At 71.0% G+C, this 13,680-nt stretch carries 14 protein-coding genes; 9 read left to right on the top strand and 5 right to left on the bottom strand.

Features of this window, described 5'->3' with window-relative positions; all coding sequences use genetic code 11:
- Positions 1–214: 214 nt before the first annotated feature.
- Both WG209_RS24065 and WG209_RS24060 read right to left on the bottom strand, forming a co-directional pair.
- Positions 215–2,023: an Hsp70 family protein gene (locus tag WG209_RS24065; RefSeq protein WP_337177654.1), complete on the bottom strand. Its 1,809-nt coding sequence runs from the start codon at positions 2,021–2,023 to the stop codon at positions 215–217.
- Positions 2,024–2,060: 37 nt separating this feature from the next.
- Positions 2,061–2,537, bottom strand: a complete 477-nt coding sequence (locus WG209_RS24060; protein WP_337177653.1) for a DUF2760 domain-containing protein — start codon at positions 2,535–2,537, stop codon at positions 2,061–2,063.
- Between the two features lie 231 nt (positions 2,538–2,768).
- Here WG209_RS24060 and WG209_RS24055 point away from each other — a divergent pair, with 231 nt between their 5' ends.
- The 3 genes from WG209_RS24055 to WG209_RS24045 all read left to right on the top strand — a co-directional run bounded on the left by WG209_RS24055 (position 2,769) and on the right by WG209_RS24045 (position 6,497).
- The gene (locus tag WG209_RS24055; RefSeq protein ID WP_337177652.1) at positions 2,769–3,830 is read left to right on the top strand and encodes a hypothetical protein; all 1,062 of its coding nucleotides are present in this window, start codon (positions 2,769–2,771) and stop codon (positions 3,828–3,830) included.
- Positions 3,831–4,047: 217 nt separating this feature from the next.
- Positions 4,048–4,410: an STAS domain-containing protein gene (locus WG209_RS24050; RefSeq protein WP_337177651.1), complete on the top strand. Its 363-nt coding sequence runs from the start codon at positions 4,048–4,050 to the stop codon at positions 4,408–4,410.
- A 281-nt stretch (positions 4,411–4,691) separates the two neighbouring features.
- A complete protein-coding gene (locus tag WG209_RS24045; protein ID WP_337177650.1) occupies positions 4,692–6,497 on the top strand; it encodes a hypothetical protein in 1,806 nt (601 codons plus the stop codon).
- Positions 6,498–6,590: 93 nt separating this feature from the next.
- On the opposite strand, the gene WG209_RS24040 is transcribed toward WG209_RS24045, so the two are convergent.
- Positions 6,591–7,610: a beta-ketoacyl-ACP synthase III gene (locus WG209_RS24040; RefSeq protein ID WP_337177649.1), complete on the bottom strand. Its 1,020-nt coding sequence runs from the start codon at positions 7,608–7,610 to the stop codon at positions 6,591–6,593.
- Between the two features lie 336 nt (positions 7,611–7,946).
- Here WG209_RS24040 and WG209_RS24035 point away from each other — a divergent pair, with 336 nt between their 5' ends.
- The gene (locus tag WG209_RS24035; RefSeq protein ID WP_337177648.1) at positions 7,947–8,336 is read left to right on the top strand and encodes a hypothetical protein; all 390 of its coding nucleotides are present in this window, start codon (positions 7,947–7,949) and stop codon (positions 8,334–8,336) included.
- A gap of 10 nt (positions 8,337–8,346) precedes the next feature.
- On the opposite strand, the gene WG209_RS24030 is transcribed toward WG209_RS24035, so the two are convergent.
- Entirely contained in the window at positions 8,347–9,072 is a 726-nt protein-coding gene (locus WG209_RS24030) for a DUF3239 domain-containing protein (protein ID WP_337177647.1), read from the bottom strand.
- Between the two features lie 299 nt (positions 9,073–9,371).
- Here WG209_RS24030 and WG209_RS24025 point away from each other — a divergent pair, with 299 nt between their 5' ends.
- Positions 9,372–10,127, top strand: coding sequence for a hypothetical protein (locus WG209_RS24025; protein WP_337177646.1), 756 nt, complete (start codon positions 9,372–9,374; stop codon positions 10,125–10,127).
- A 12-nt stretch (positions 10,128–10,139) separates the two neighbouring features.
- Here WG209_RS24025 and ispH read toward each other — a convergent pair whose 3' ends face one another.
- Positions 10,140–11,105, bottom strand: coding sequence for a 4-hydroxy-3-methylbut-2-enyl diphosphate reductase (ispH, locus tag WG209_RS24020; protein WP_337177645.1), 966 nt, complete (start codon positions 11,103–11,105; stop codon positions 10,140–10,142).
- Positions 11,106–11,281: 176 nt separating this feature from the next.
- Between ispH and WG209_RS24015 the strand changes: the two genes are divergently transcribed.
- The 4 genes from WG209_RS24015 (at position 11,282) to WG209_RS24000 (ending at position 13,584) form a co-directional block, all read left to right on the top strand.
- A complete protein-coding gene (locus WG209_RS24015; protein WP_337177644.1) occupies positions 11,282–11,503 on the top strand; it encodes a DUF433 domain-containing protein in 222 nt (73 codons plus the stop codon).
- 100 nt (positions 11,504–11,603) lie between these two features.
- Complete coding sequence (locus WG209_RS24010; protein ID WP_337177655.1) at positions 11,604–11,939, top strand: DUF5615 family PIN-like protein; 336 nt, start codon at positions 11,604–11,606, stop codon at positions 11,937–11,939.
- A 74-nt stretch (positions 11,940–12,013) separates the two neighbouring features.
- Positions 12,014–12,592, top strand: coding sequence for a bifunctional pyr operon transcriptional regulator/uracil phosphoribosyltransferase PyrR (gene pyrR, locus WG209_RS24005; RefSeq protein ID WP_337177643.1), 579 nt, complete (start codon positions 12,014–12,016; stop codon positions 12,590–12,592).
- Positions 12,589–13,584: an aspartate carbamoyltransferase catalytic subunit gene (locus tag WG209_RS24000; protein WP_337177642.1), complete on the top strand. Its 996-nt coding sequence runs from the start codon at positions 12,589–12,591 to the stop codon at positions 13,582–13,584. Before pyrR ends, WG209_RS24000 begins: the two co-directional genes overlap by 4 nt.
- The last annotated feature ends 96 nt before the right edge of the window (positions 13,585–13,680 follow it).

Genomic DNA, 13,680 nt, shown 5'->3' with positions numbered 1-13,680 from the left:
GTCCCGCCCGCACGGCCTTGGCTTGCGCGTGCGGGCGGGACGCACGCACCACAAAAGACCCTCCGACGCCCCCCAGTCGCGCCCCCCTCATCCGCCCCTCCGGGGCACCTACTCCCACGAGGGGAGAAGGGAGGATGCGGGACCGCTCGTCGAAGTCCCGCGGGCCGTGCAACGATCGAGCGCGGGAGGCGCTCGGGACACAGACGCCGGCCGCTCAGCCCTCCCCCGGCTCGCGGACGTTGAATTCCAGGCTCCAGCCACGCTCGTCGCGGGCGCTCCGGCAGGAGAGTTCCAGCGTACCGACCTCGGTGACGCGCGAGTGGAGCCGCACGGGGACGGCGATCGCCTCGGACTCGCCCTCGACGGCCAGCGCGGTCTCCAGCGGGGCGAGCTCCTGAATCTCCTCCGGGGCCCAGCGCTCGACGACGGCCCCGACGGGGTCGTCGCGGCGGGTGGTGGAGCTGAGGAAGCGGAACACGGCCGGCTCGCCGACGATCAGGCCGAGTTCCGGCCCCGGCACGTCGGCCTCGGTCCCCTCCTCCATCCCCATCGGCACGACGCACAGGGCCTTGATCTCCGGCGCGATGCCCGGCACCGCCGGCGCGGAGGTCTCCAGTCCGACGTAGTAGGAACGCGCCACGCCCCCCCGGATCCGCACGCCCCGCCCGCGCCGCACCTGGCCGTAATACGCCGCGCCCCGCGCGACGGCCAGGTCCAGGTCGTCCGAGTTGAGGTCCGGCACCGGCGCGCCGGCCCAGTTCGAGAGGACCTCCAGCACGCGCTTCCGCAGCGGGTCGGCCTTGAAGACGCCGCCGTTGAACAGCACGGCCGAGGGCCGGATGACGACGCTGTCGGCGTGCAGCGAGCCCGCCTGCCGGCTCAGGAACCGCGCCAGGTGGCGGGTGATCGCCGGGTCGGCCGCGTAGGGGAGGCCGATCTCCGCCAGGCCCACGCGACGCCCCTTCGCCGGCTGGTCGGTCGGGTCGCAAAGCGGGAGGAAGCCGTCGATCAGCACCCGGTCCAGCGTCTCGCGGTCCAGCTCGGTCTTGATCGAGCCGCCGATGACCTTCGACCCCCTCCCGAGGATCGCGACCGGCGCCGCGGCCTTCTTCGGGTCGGCGAAGAGGGCCTCCTTGGCCGCGCGGCAGGCGTGGTTGAGCGCCACTCGCTGCGCGGCGTCGAGCCCGTCCATCCCGCGCGGGAGCTTCGCGGCCACGGCGTAGGCCAGCGCCAGGTCCATGTTGTCGCCGCCGAGCAGGATGTGCTCGCCGACGGCCAGCCGGTTGAGCGCGAGGTCGCCGTCGCGCTCCTCGACCGCGATGAGCGTGAAGTCGGTCGTGCCGCCGCCGACGTCGCAGACGAGGATCACGTCGCCGACCTTCACCTGCTTCCGCCAGCCGTCGCCGGCCCCGGCGAGCCAGGCGTAGAACGCCGCCTGAGGCTCCTCCAGGAGCGTCACGCCCGACAGCCCCGCCTGCTTCGCGGCCTCGACGGTCAGCTCGCGCGCCACGGCGTCGAACGAGGCCGGCACGGTGAGCAGGACGTCCTGCTCCTCGAGCCGGCCGGCGTCCTTCCCCGGCCCGGCGTCCCAAGCCTCGCGGAGGTGCGACAGGTACGCGGCCGACGCCTCGACCGGCGAAACCCTGGGCGCCTCGGGGGGCCCGGACCAGGGGAGGATGGCGGCGCGGCGGTCGACCCCCGCGTGCGACAGCCAGCTCTTGGCCGACGACACGAGCCTCCCCGGCGACTTCGCCCCGTGGTCGCGAGCGAAGACGCCGACGGCGCGGTCGGCCCCGGCCTTCCAGGGCAGGTCGAGCGCCTTCGCGGGGAACTCGCCCGACGCGGCCAGATAGAGGAACGACGGCAGCAGCGGGCGCGGGGAGACGTCGTTCAGCCCGACCACCTGCGGCACCGGAAGCTGCTCGATCGGCGAGGGCTTCGACGGATCCTCGGCCTCCGCGGGGGCGAAGGCCAGGGAGCAGTTGGTGGTCCCCAGGTCGACGCCCACGACGTATCGCGACATGCCTATCCTCCGCGGTGTGCCCCGGCTTGGGGCCGAATCAGGGGATCTCGACCTCGGCCGGCGAGAGGACCGAGGAATCGTCGCGAGGGGCCGGGAGGACCGGGAGGCGCACCGATCGGACGCGCCAGCCGTGATGCTTGAGCACCCCCTGGAACGGGGGCTTCGCGTCGACGTTGCCGATCAGCCGGACGGCCGCCGGGTCGAAGTCGGCCGGGACTCGCACCGACGATTCCTCGGCGCCGTCGAGGACCGGCTCGATGGTCAGGTAGTCGTGGAGCGCCTTGCGGCATCCCCGGTGGATGTCGCGGGCGGCGGCGCCGATCTCGGCGTCGGCGTAGCCGTCGATGTCCTCCTCCAGGAAGTCGACGAGGCGGCCGTCGCGCTGGAGGACCGCCAGGACGCGGAGGTCCGGGCCCGTCGGCCGGTCGGAGAAGAGGGGCTCCACGCGCGCCGCGAAGTCGGCCTCGGTGAGAGTCCGCCAGAAGGTCCGAAGGGCGAGCCAGAGGCGATTCAAGCCAGATCCCCCGCGAGTCCGGCCCGCCGCGCCGGTCCGGGCCCCTGCCCCCCCGCGCCGACGACGGACGACGCGATCATTCTAACACCCGATCGGCCAGCGGGAAACGTTGACGGGCCTGGGGGTGGACGGAGGCGTCCCGGTGTCCTACGCTCGGATTGGGCGGGATGCGAACGGGCGATCGCCCGGGACCGCCGCGCCGGACCGTCCGTCAGCCGAGGGGGCCGCAAGATGCTTCGCCGAGCGGGGATCGCGATCGCGCTGGTGGTGGGGGCGTCCGCCCTCGGGACGGCCGAGGCGCAGATGATGTATCCGGGGGGCTACGGCGGCTACGGCATGAGCCGTTGGGGCGAGGACCCCGGCGCCGGGTACATGGCGGCGCTCGGCTCCTACGGCCGGAGCCAGGGCGTCTACGCCGTGGAGAAGGCCAAGGCCGACGCCATCAACGTCGAGACCGCCCAGAAGTGGAACGCCGCCCTCCGCGCCCGCAAGATCCAGCTCGCGAAGGACGAGGCGGCGGCGCGGGCCGAACGCGAGGCCAATCTGGAGGCGCGCGCCGAGCGGATCGAGGCCCGCGACGGCACGACCCTGAACAAGCTATTGCTCCAGATCCTCGACTCCGACCCCGACGTCGCGCGGGCGAGCCGCGTCGCGACCCCGCTGAGCCCCGACGCGATCCGCGAGATCCCCTTCGAGTGGGCCAGCGAGGCCATCACCGTCTGCCTGGACCAGATGACCGCCGAAGGGGCCGTCCCCCCGTCGCTGATGGGCGAGGAGTACGAGGCCGATCGCTCGGCCGTCCGCGCCGCGATGTCCGCCGCGGTCGCCGAGGATCTCAAGGGCGCCGTCTCGCCCGAGACGCTGGCGAAGGCCCGCCGGGCCGTCTCCGACTTCCGCGCCAACTTCGCCAAGCGGTCCGCCTTCTTCGACCCGGGCCAGCAGGACGCCAAGGCGTACCTCACCACCCTGGAAGGCCTGATCCGCACCCTCGACGAGCCGAGCATGAAGGCGTTCCTCAAGCTCCTGGAGGACGGCAAGGAGCGCACGGTCGGCGACCTCATTGCGTTCATGCATTCGTTCAACCTGCGGTTCGGCCCGGCCCAGACCGACCGCCAGGCCGAGATCTACGCCCGGCTGATCCCCGCGCTGACGGCGGTCCGCGACGCGGCCGTCGCCGCCCGGGTCGCCGAGCCGGCCGCCGACCCCGACGGGGCCGCCCTCCGGGCCGCCGCGACGGCCGCGTTCAAGGGCCTGGATTGGAACGACCTCGACGCGCACGGCCGCGGCCGATGAGCCCCGCGGCGCCGGAACGACCGGAGCGACTCGGCCGCTCTTCGGCCCCGGCCCGCGATCTCATTTGCAAGGCGGGAAAATCGTGCGTTAAGATGGAAAGGAGCCCCCTCGCCGCCCGGGCCGGTCGCCCGGGCGGGGGCGGGGCGCGACCCGTGGCGGTGAGCGGCGGGGCGGGACCGGCGAGGCCGAGTCGATCGGTCGGAGGCATTTCGTCGACATGAGTACGTTCACCACGCGAGACGACGCGGGCGTTTTGGTCGTGGCCTTCACGGACGCCTCCGGGCTCAACGACTTCCGCAACACCCCCGTGCGCGACGGGCTCCTCGACCTCGTCAAGGGCCGGGCCACCCCGCGCGCGGCGCTCGACATGAGCACGATCGACTACCTCTCCAGCTCGGGCGTCGCCATCCTGGTCGGCTTCAAGCGGAAGATCGAGACGCAGGAGGGCAAGCTCGTCCTCTTCCGCCTCCAGCCCGCCGTCCACGACCTGCTCCGGGTCATGAAGCTCGACCGCTACTTCCCGATCGTCGACGACGAGTCCGAGGCGTTATCTCAGCTCCGTCCCGCGTCCCCGGCCTAACCGCCCCTTCCGCTCCCCTCGATTCCCTCGTCCCCCGGGCCTCCCCATCCTCGCCCGGGGCGTGAAGTCGACGCGAGGCGGCCGCCGAACAAGAGAGTCGTAAGCGAGTCGCGGCGCGGCGGGCCTCCTCCCTGATGGGGACCTCCGACGCGGCCCGCGCGTCTGTCCGTTCGGCCGGATGACCAATCGAGTCACGGAGGGTGGCCCGCCGCGGCGGCGTCTCCCGGTCCAGGGACCGGGTCGGCGCCCGAATCTCGGGCCGCTGGGGAAGGGAGTCTTCCATGGGTAGCAAGCGGAGGGGGTCCAGCCGGCCCGCGACGTCCCGGCGCGCTCGGTTCCAGGCCATCGAGAGCCTGGAGGCCCGGCAGCTCCTGGCGTCCAACATCGCCCCTTATCTCTCGCCGTACATCCCGAGCGACCTGTATATCCGCAATCCGGCCACCAACATGAAGGAAGGGGCCTACCTGGCCTCCTCCTTCTACAGGGCCCACGACGTCAACGGCGTCCTCGTCAGCAACGAGGGCAAGATCGTCACCGGCGTCGACCGCACCGGCAACCAGTGGACCATCACCGTCCACGGCCCCGGCAAGGTCATCGTCAGCGACACCACGCCCAACGACGGCGCGCTCGACGACGACATCGACACGATCCAGATCGTCGGCTCGGACATCAACCGGACTTACGTCACCGGCTCCACGACCTCCTCGGCCACGACCGTGACCGGCGGGACCGTGCGGTTCAACCGGCTGATCGCCGCGCAGGGCGTCAACAGCGTCGTCCTCAACGGCTTCGACCTGACCCGCGATGTCACGCCGGCCGTCACGAGCGAGACCGGCGTCTATCTCCTGGGGGGCGCCCGCCACCTGGAGTTCCACGACGTCATCGGCCTGTTCGACACCTCGCTCGACCCGGTCCCGACGCCCTACCAGATCCAGATCGGCCAGGCGAACATCCCGACCTCGGTCAAGACCTCGATCCATCTGGACTCGATCTACAACTCGGTCTACGACGGCTCCGGCGAGACGATCCCGACCGAGCCGATCACGGTCCCCTGGATCCAGTTCTCGGTCAACGGCGTCATCCAGGAGTTCAGCATCGTCTCGGCGACCCAGTCGGCCTACCCGCCGAACTACGTCACCGGGTCGCAGCAGGGGACGGTCGAGGCCTTCGGGGGCTGGCCGATCTCGGGCCCGCCGCCGGCCGGCTACCAGTTCTATTACAACGTCGTCGGCACGACCGGGCGCACGTCGCTGCAGGCCGTGGCCGTCAACAAGCTGAGCGTCCGCGGCTCGGCCCGGAACTTCACCGCCCAGCGCGACACGGTCCCGTTCACGTCGTCGAACAGCGGCCTGAACCGGCTGAACAGCGCCGAGTTCGGCGGGGTGGCCGACGGCGTCGCCCTGGACGTCAACGGCCCGATCCGCCGCCTGAAGCTCCACCGCGGCCTCGGCGACCCGACCGGCGTCTTCACCGCCACGGCGCAGACCCCGACGAGCGAGCAGAACCCCGAGCCGCGCACCATCCCGCTCCCGGCGACGCTGTACGGCATCCCCCAGGGCTCGACCGGCTATCCCGCCGCCGGGCTGCTCGGCGGGGCCGTCCGCGCCCGCTCGATCGGCGGGCTGAGCGCCAACGCGTCGAACCTCTCCGTGATCTACTCGCAGAGCCCGGCGTTCGTCTCGCTCAACCACCCGAACTACCCGACGCCCACCTCGGTCCCGGGCATGGCGCTGACCAACTCGTCGATCACCACCGACGGCTCGATCGGCCACGCCAACATCGAGGGGAACCTGCTCAACAGCGCCATCGCCAGCGGGTACGACTACCAGGCCCATCTCCAGGGCCTCCAGGCGGCCCGCCGCGGCACCCGGATCGAGTCGTACCGCCAGCGCGGCGACCTGATCAACAGCACCGTCTCGGCCTCGGCCGACCTCAACCCGACCAACCCGGTCATCCGCGACGGCGAGATTACCGGCAACGTCGCCGGCAAGGCGTACAAGACGGGCGGGCGCAACGCCCTGGGCTCGTTCGACTCCGGCGTCTTCGCCCGCCGCAAGGTCGGCCGGCTCCCGGTCTCCCCCACCTGATCGGGGCGGCCTTCGAACGCACGCGAGGCGTCCCCGCCGTATCCTCGGCCGGGACGCCTCGCCCGTTTCGAACGATCTCGCGGTCGGTCCGCCTCACCAGCGGAAGAGGACCGTCCCCCAGTTCAGCCCGGAGCCGAAGCCCGAGGTCAGCAGCAGGTCGCCGGCCTCCAGCTTGCCGTCGCGATTGAGCTCGTCGAGGGCGATCGGCACGGAGCCGGCCGAGGTGTTGCCGTAACGCTCCAGGTTCTTGTACACCGCGTCGCGGTGGAAGCCCAGGACGTCGCTGGCGGAGTGGATGATGCGGACGTTGGCCTGGTGCGGGACGAACCAGCGGACGTCGTTGACGCCGTGGCCGGCGTGGTCCAGCACGGTCAGCGAGGAGTCGGCCAGGATGCGGACGGCCCACTTGAAGATGGCTCGGCCGTCCATCGTCAGGTAGTGGAGCCCCTGCTCCACCGTCTCGGCCGTGGGGGGCATCCGGCTGCCGCCGGCCGGGCGGGTCAGCAGGTCGGACCCCGAGCCGTCGGAGCCGATCTGGTAGGCGAGCATCCCCTGCTCCTTCGTCCCCTCCCCCAGCAACACCGCGCCGGCGCCGTCGCCGAACAGCGGGTACGACTTCTGGTCGCCGGGGTTGATGACGCGGCTGTTGCAGTCGCCGCCGATCACCAGGCAGCGCTTGCTGTTGCCGGTGGCCACGAACTGCGAGCCGATCACCAGCGCGAAGACGAACCCGGCGCAGGCGGCCTGCACGTCGAAGCCGGCGCAGTTGAGCTTCAGCCGATGCTGCACCAGGTTGGCCGTGGAGGGGAACGCCATATCGGGCGTGAACGTCGCCAGCACCAGCATGTCGACGTCGGCCGGATCGCAGCCGGCGTTCTCCAGGCAGCGCGTGGCGGCCTCGGCGCAGAGGTCGCTGGTGGCCTGATGCGGCGGGGCGAACCGGCGCTCGTGGATCCCCGTCCGATTGACGATCCACTCGGGGTCGAAGCCGAGCGAGTCCCTCAGGTCGAGGTTGCTGACGACGTTGTCCGGGGCGTAGCTGCCGGTGCCGAGGATCCGAACCCCCGTGAGCGACCGCGTCCGAGGCGCGATGTGGGGCTGCCCGTTGCTCATGGTCGACGGACGGGGCTCGGAGACCGCCCATCGAACCCCGCCGCTCTCGCCATTGGTACCGGCCATACGGCTTCGCTTCTCTCAAGTGATCGGGGCGCCGAGAGGCGGGCTGGCCCGCGACTCGCGAGGTGGGGCAAACGAATCGGCGTGCGATCGCGGACGCGCCGCCGTCCCCCGGCCGACGCACGGCGCCGAGTCGAATCATGTCGAGTCGAGGATGACCCTGGGAAGGGCTCGACTATACTGGTTATCGGCCAATTCGGCCATACCATTGCGGAATTTGCCGGTCGCCCCGATCGTCAGCCCGGGGGCCGAGTTAGGATCGGGACCCCGAACATGCGCCTCATCAACTTGAAGGCCGCCTGGGAGATCGTCGACGCCGACGCCCCCTCGGCCCCCGTCCGAGTCACCCTCCCGCTGGACTGGCCCGCCCTCCCCTGGCCCGACGGGCACGCGCCCGCGAGGGCGCTCCTGGTCCGGCGCTTCGGGCGGCCCCCGATCGGCGCCTCGGCCCCGACCTTACGCCTCCGCCTGGGGGGCTTCGCGGGGGTCATGGCGACGGAGCTGAACGGTTCGCCGATCCCCCGCCGCGAGGATGGAGACGTCCTCGTCGTCGGCCCGGTCGAGCTGCTGGAGCGCAACACCCTGACGGTCGCGGTCGACGTCGCCCTCGCCTCGGTGGCCCCCGGCCCCTGGGGCGTCGAGGCTTCCCTGGAGTGCGGCTGAGGCGGGCTCGTCAATCAGGCTTCTTGAGCCTTTCCAGGACCTGATAGTTCTCGTCAAGCAGGATCACCTGCTTCTCGTCGGGCGGGACCAGGCCCAGCCGGACGAGCGATTCGAGCCGGCGGAACGGCTCCTCTCCGAGGCGTCGGAAGCACTCCTCGATGGCCGCGGGCCTCGCGGTCCCGTGGCTGATCGGGGTGGGCGTGAACCAGGCCCAGCGATCCACCGCCTCTCCCGGCTGAAACGTCGAGCTGCACGGGACCCTCGTCCCCAGGTGGTCGCCGTGGACGGGGAGATCCGGGACGACCAGCCGGCGCACGCCGTGGTACGTCCGGCCCCCGTTGCCCATCTCGGCCAGGACCGCCAGGGCGGTGGGCTCTTGTGAGACGACCACCGCGGGCGTGAGCAGCCCGTTCTTGAAGGCGTGGGCCATCAGGCTCCAAAATCCGACCGCGAAGAAGGCGAGCAGCAGGCCGAGCAGCACCAACAACCCGCCGACGATCATTGACGCGTAGCCCCCCACGCCGGCCGCCCATCCCCCGACCCCGCGCAAGGAGTTGCCGCCGACCACCGCGATCGCGCCGATCCCCAGGACCACGACCGCGGACTTGATCAGGAACCTCAAGCTGCTCTCGTGGCGATAGGCGTGGAAGAACTCGGGCGAGACCCCGGGCGCGATCGACGCGCTCGATCCGTTGATCTCCTCGCCACGGTAGGGATGCTCGTCGGCGTTGCTCATGGGGGTCGTCGGTCCGGCTTGTCGACGCGGCGAGGCGCGGGATCGACCATCGACCCCGCCTTCCAGGGATGGCACGCGGGATCGGCGAGTCTCCGCGGACGCCCGTCGAGGCCCCTCGCTTCCGGCCGGCCGCCCATTCCAAGCATAGTAGCAAAAGCCGCGAATCGGCCGCGTGAATCGATGCAATTTGGATGAAAAGGCGGCCCCGCCGGCGACTCGACGATCCTCGGGGCCCCTTGGCAGGTTCACGGGCCGGGCGTAGGATGACGGAAACACCCATGGCCCGGCCGGATTCATCCATGCAAGACAACGCGACCGACTTCGCGAAGGCCTATCGGACCAGCCGACTCGGCTTCTTCCTACTGGCCTCCGGGCTGGTCGTGGTCTGCGCGGTGGACGTCCCGGCGCTGGTCTGCCGGCTGATGGGCCAGGCGACGCTGATCCAGTTCTGGACGTGGATGCGAGAATCCGGCGTGTCGAGGCTGGTGAGCGCCGCCGCGCCCTGGACGACCCTGGCGGGCTCCGCCCTGCTCTGGGCCGCGTGGGACTCGCCGCGCTGGCGTCGACTCGCCGGCGTGCTCATGACGATGTGCCTGTTCGACGTCGGCTCGTGGTTCCTGAATCTCGGCGACCCGGACGCCCGGCGCCCGGACGCCTATCTGCGCTACCAGATCGGCGCGGCGCTGGGCTGGGCCCAGTTCGCGCTGCTGGCGACGCTCTCCGGGGAGATGCTGACGCACCTGGGGGAGGAGTCGGCGGGCGACACGACCAAGTCGACGCGGTCGCTGGCCGCGACGGGGGCGGTGCTCTGGGTGCTGCTCTTCTTCGAGACGACCGACCTTCGGGCGGGATGGCCGCTCCGCCCGAACATGTGGATGTCGCCCCACGGCTACCTCTTGCGGGTGGCCAGCGACGTCATCCACGCCATCTGCCTGCTGCAGGCGACGGGGCTGGTGGTCGCCGCCTTCGGTCGACTGCACCGGGAGGTCCCGAGGGCCGAGGAGGAGGCGACGGGGGCCGTCGACCCTCGCGAGTTCGACGACATGCCCCGCTGAGCCCCCGACGGGTCACGATCGGGCGAGGGTCGCCGGCGGCTCGCCCCCGGCGATCAGCTCGCGGAGGGACTTCGGCAGCGGGAAGTGGACGTCTTCCTCGCGGACGACGGCGTTCTCGACGCTCGCCCCGTAGGTCCGCTGGAGGTAGTCGACGCACTCCTGCACGACGTCCTCCGGGGCGCTCGCGCCGGCCGTGATGAGGACCGTCTCGACGCCGTCGAACCACTCGGGGCGGATCTCGGCGACGCCGTCGATCAGCCGCGACGGCACGCCCATCGTCAGGGCGATCTCGGCCAGCCGGCGGCTATTCGAGCTGTTCTGGCTCCCCAGCACCAGCACCAGGTCGGCGCGGGCGGCCAGCTCGCGCACGGCGCCCTGGCGGTTCTGGGTGGCGTAGCAGATGTCGTCCTTGGGGGGGTTGTTGATGCTCGGGAACTTCTCCCGGAGCGCCGCGATCACGACGTTGGCGTCGTCCACGCTGAGCGTCGTCTGGGTGAGATACGCGACCTTCTCGGGGTCCTCGATCTCCAGCTTCTGGACGTCCTCGGCCGTCTCCACCAGGATGATCTGCTCGGGCGCCTCGCCCATCGTGCCGATCACCTCGTCGTGCCCCTCGTGGCCGATGAGGACGATGGTGTAGCCCGCCTTGGCGTACTTGATCGCCTCAAGGTGGACCTTGGTGACGAGCGGGCAGGTGGCGTCGATCGCCAGCAGCTTCCGGGCCCTCGACCGCGCCCGGATCTCGGGCGAGACGCCGTGGGCGCTGTAGAGCAGCGGCGAGCCCTCCGGCACCTCGTCGATGGAGTCGACGAACTCGACCCCGCGGTGGACGAAGCGGTTGACGACGTGCTTGTTGTGGACGATCTCGTGATAGACGTACACCGGCGGCCCGAAGAACTCCAACGCGCGCTCGAGGCACTCGATCGCCATGTTGACCCCAGCGCAGAAGCCGCGGGGGTTCGCCAGCAGGATTTTCATCGGTGCGTCGGCTCCATGATCGCGTCCGGTCCCGTCCCAGCCAACCCCCATCCTACCGGCCCGACGCGCCTTCGGGGAAGGCGGATCGCCCGCCCCGCGCGCCGGACAGGCCGCCGGCGCCGTACAATGTCGCGAGGAGTCCTACATCCCCATTCCCCTCGCCGAGGAGGCCCCCCATGGTCGGCGCGATCCCGGTGATCCGCGAGCACATCGTCGCCACCCCGGACACCTGCGGCGGCAAGCCCCGCATCGCCGGCACCCGGATCCGGGTGAAGGAGGTGGCGATCTGCTATGCCCACCTGGGCATGACCCCCGAGCAGATTGCGGCGCAATGGCCCCATCTGGACATGGCGTCCATATTCGCGGCGCTGGCGTACTACCACGATCACCGCGACTAGCTCGAGGCCGAGATCGCCGCCGATGACGAGTGGTATCGCGAGCAGAAGGCCAAGGGGCCGTCGCCGATCGAACTGAAGCTTATGCGTAACAGGGGCGACGATACCACGCACGATCCGGTTCCACCTCGATGAGGACGTCGACCCGGCGATCGCCCGCGCCTTGCGAAAACGCGGCATCGACGTGTCGACCTCTCAGGAGGCCGCCTTGCTCGGCGAGGATGATCGCCGTCAGCTCGCTTTCGCGCTCGCCGAGGGCCGCGCCCTCGTGACTCACGACAACGATCATCTCAGGCTCCACGCCCAGGGCGTCCCGCACGCCGGAGTGATCTACCGCCATCGGCACAAATACCGCATGGGCGACTTGATACGCCGCCTGGAGGAGATCTGGGAGCGGATCGAGCCCGAGGACATGATCGCCACAATCGAATACCTCTGACTCGGCCTCCCCCCCATCGCTTGCCCCCCCTCGGTTTCGTCTGCTAGACTTCGCCAGAGACGGAGGTGGACGCGATGGGATCGCAAGAGGTACGCGTGCGCGACGAGGGGGAGACCGCCGCCCTCGTCGCCGAGATGGCCCGGCGGATCTGGGCCGACGCGGCGGGTTCGCCGCCGGTCCGGCTGGTCGGCGTGCGGGCGCGGGGCGTCCCCCTGGCCGAGCGCCTGGCGGCCGAGGCCGAACGGCTCGGCTTCGGCGAGGTCGCCGTCGGCGCGGTGGACATCACGCTCTACCGCGACGACCTCGACCAGACGCGTCGGTGGCCCGTCCTCCGCGGGACCGAGATCCCCTTCGACGTCGACGGCGCGGATGTCGTCGTCGTGGACGACGTGCTGTTCACCGGCCGGACGATCCGGGCCGCCATAAACGCCATCTGCGACCTCGGCCGGCCGTCGCGGATCCGCCTGGCCGTGCTGGTCGACCGCGGCGGGCGGGAGCTGCCCATCCAGCCCGACGTCGTCGGCCTCGCCCTCCAGACGGGCCCCCGCGACCGCGTGCAGGTCCGCCTCCGCCCCATCGACACGGACGACGAGATCGTCCGCGTGCCCGCCCCCTCCGCTTCTTCACCAGGCCCCGAGAGGAGCCCTTCGTGAGCACCGCGACGCCGGCCGGCCCAGCGACCCCGGCCGACCCCGACCCCGCCTCCCCCCCCTCCCCGTGGACCCGCAAGCACCTCCTCGGCCTGGAAGAGCTCTCCCGCGAGGAGATCACGGCCGTCCTCGACACGGCCGAGTCGTTCTCCGAGGTCTCCAACCGGAGCCGCAAGAAGGTCCCCGCGCTCCAGGGGCGGATCGTCTTCAACCTGTTCTTCGAGAACTCGACCCGCACGCGGACCAGCTTCAGCCTGGCCGCCAAGCGGCTCTCGGCCGACGTGCAGGACTTCACCGCGAGCGTCTCCAGCATCTCCAAGGGGGAGACGTTCATCGACACGGCCCGAAACATCGAGGCCATGGGCTGCGACGTGATGGTCGTCCGGCACCCGACCCCGGGCGCGCCCCACCTGCTCTCCCAGCACGTCCAGTCGTCCATCATCAACGCCGGCGACGGGGCCCACGAGCACCCCACCCAGGGCCTACTCGACCTGATGACCATCCGCCGCGCCAAGGGCAAGATCGAGGGCCTGACCGTCGCCCTCGTCGGCGACATCGCCCACTCCCGCGTCGCCCGCTCCAACATCTGGGGCCTGCTGAAGCTCGGCGCCCGGGTCATCCTCTGCGGCCCGCCGACCCTCGTGCCGCGGTCGCTGGAACGCCTCGGCTGCGAGGTCGCCCACCGCCTGGACGACGTGCTCCATCGCTGCGACGTCATCAACGTGTTGCGCATCCAGTTCGAACGCCAGCAACGGGCGCTCTTCCCCTCGGTGGCCGAATACTCGCACTTCTACATGATGACCCAGGAGCGCGTGCGGAAGGCCAAGGACGACCTCCTCATCCTCGCCCCGGGCCCCATCAACCGCGGCGTCGAGTTGACCCCCGAGGTCGCCGACGGCAAGCATTCCGCCATCCTCGACCAGGTCCACAACGGCCTGGCCGTCCGCATGGCCGTGCTCTACCTCCTCGGCGGCAAGGCCCCCGAGGCGGAGTGAGCGGCCCAGGCCCGCCCTTCCCGCGCGCAGAAGTCCCACGGTTAAGCCAAGCATCCTTCTCCCCTCGTGGGAGAAGGTGGCCGTAGGCCGGATGAG

The organism is Paludisphaera sp., from assembly GCF_037189885.1.
GTDB lineage: Bacteria > Planctomycetota > Planctomycetia > Isosphaerales > Isosphaeraceae > Paludisphaera.
The sequence above is the reverse complement of the archived record's forward strand: the minus strand, read 5'-3'. Positions and strand labels throughout refer to the sequence as shown.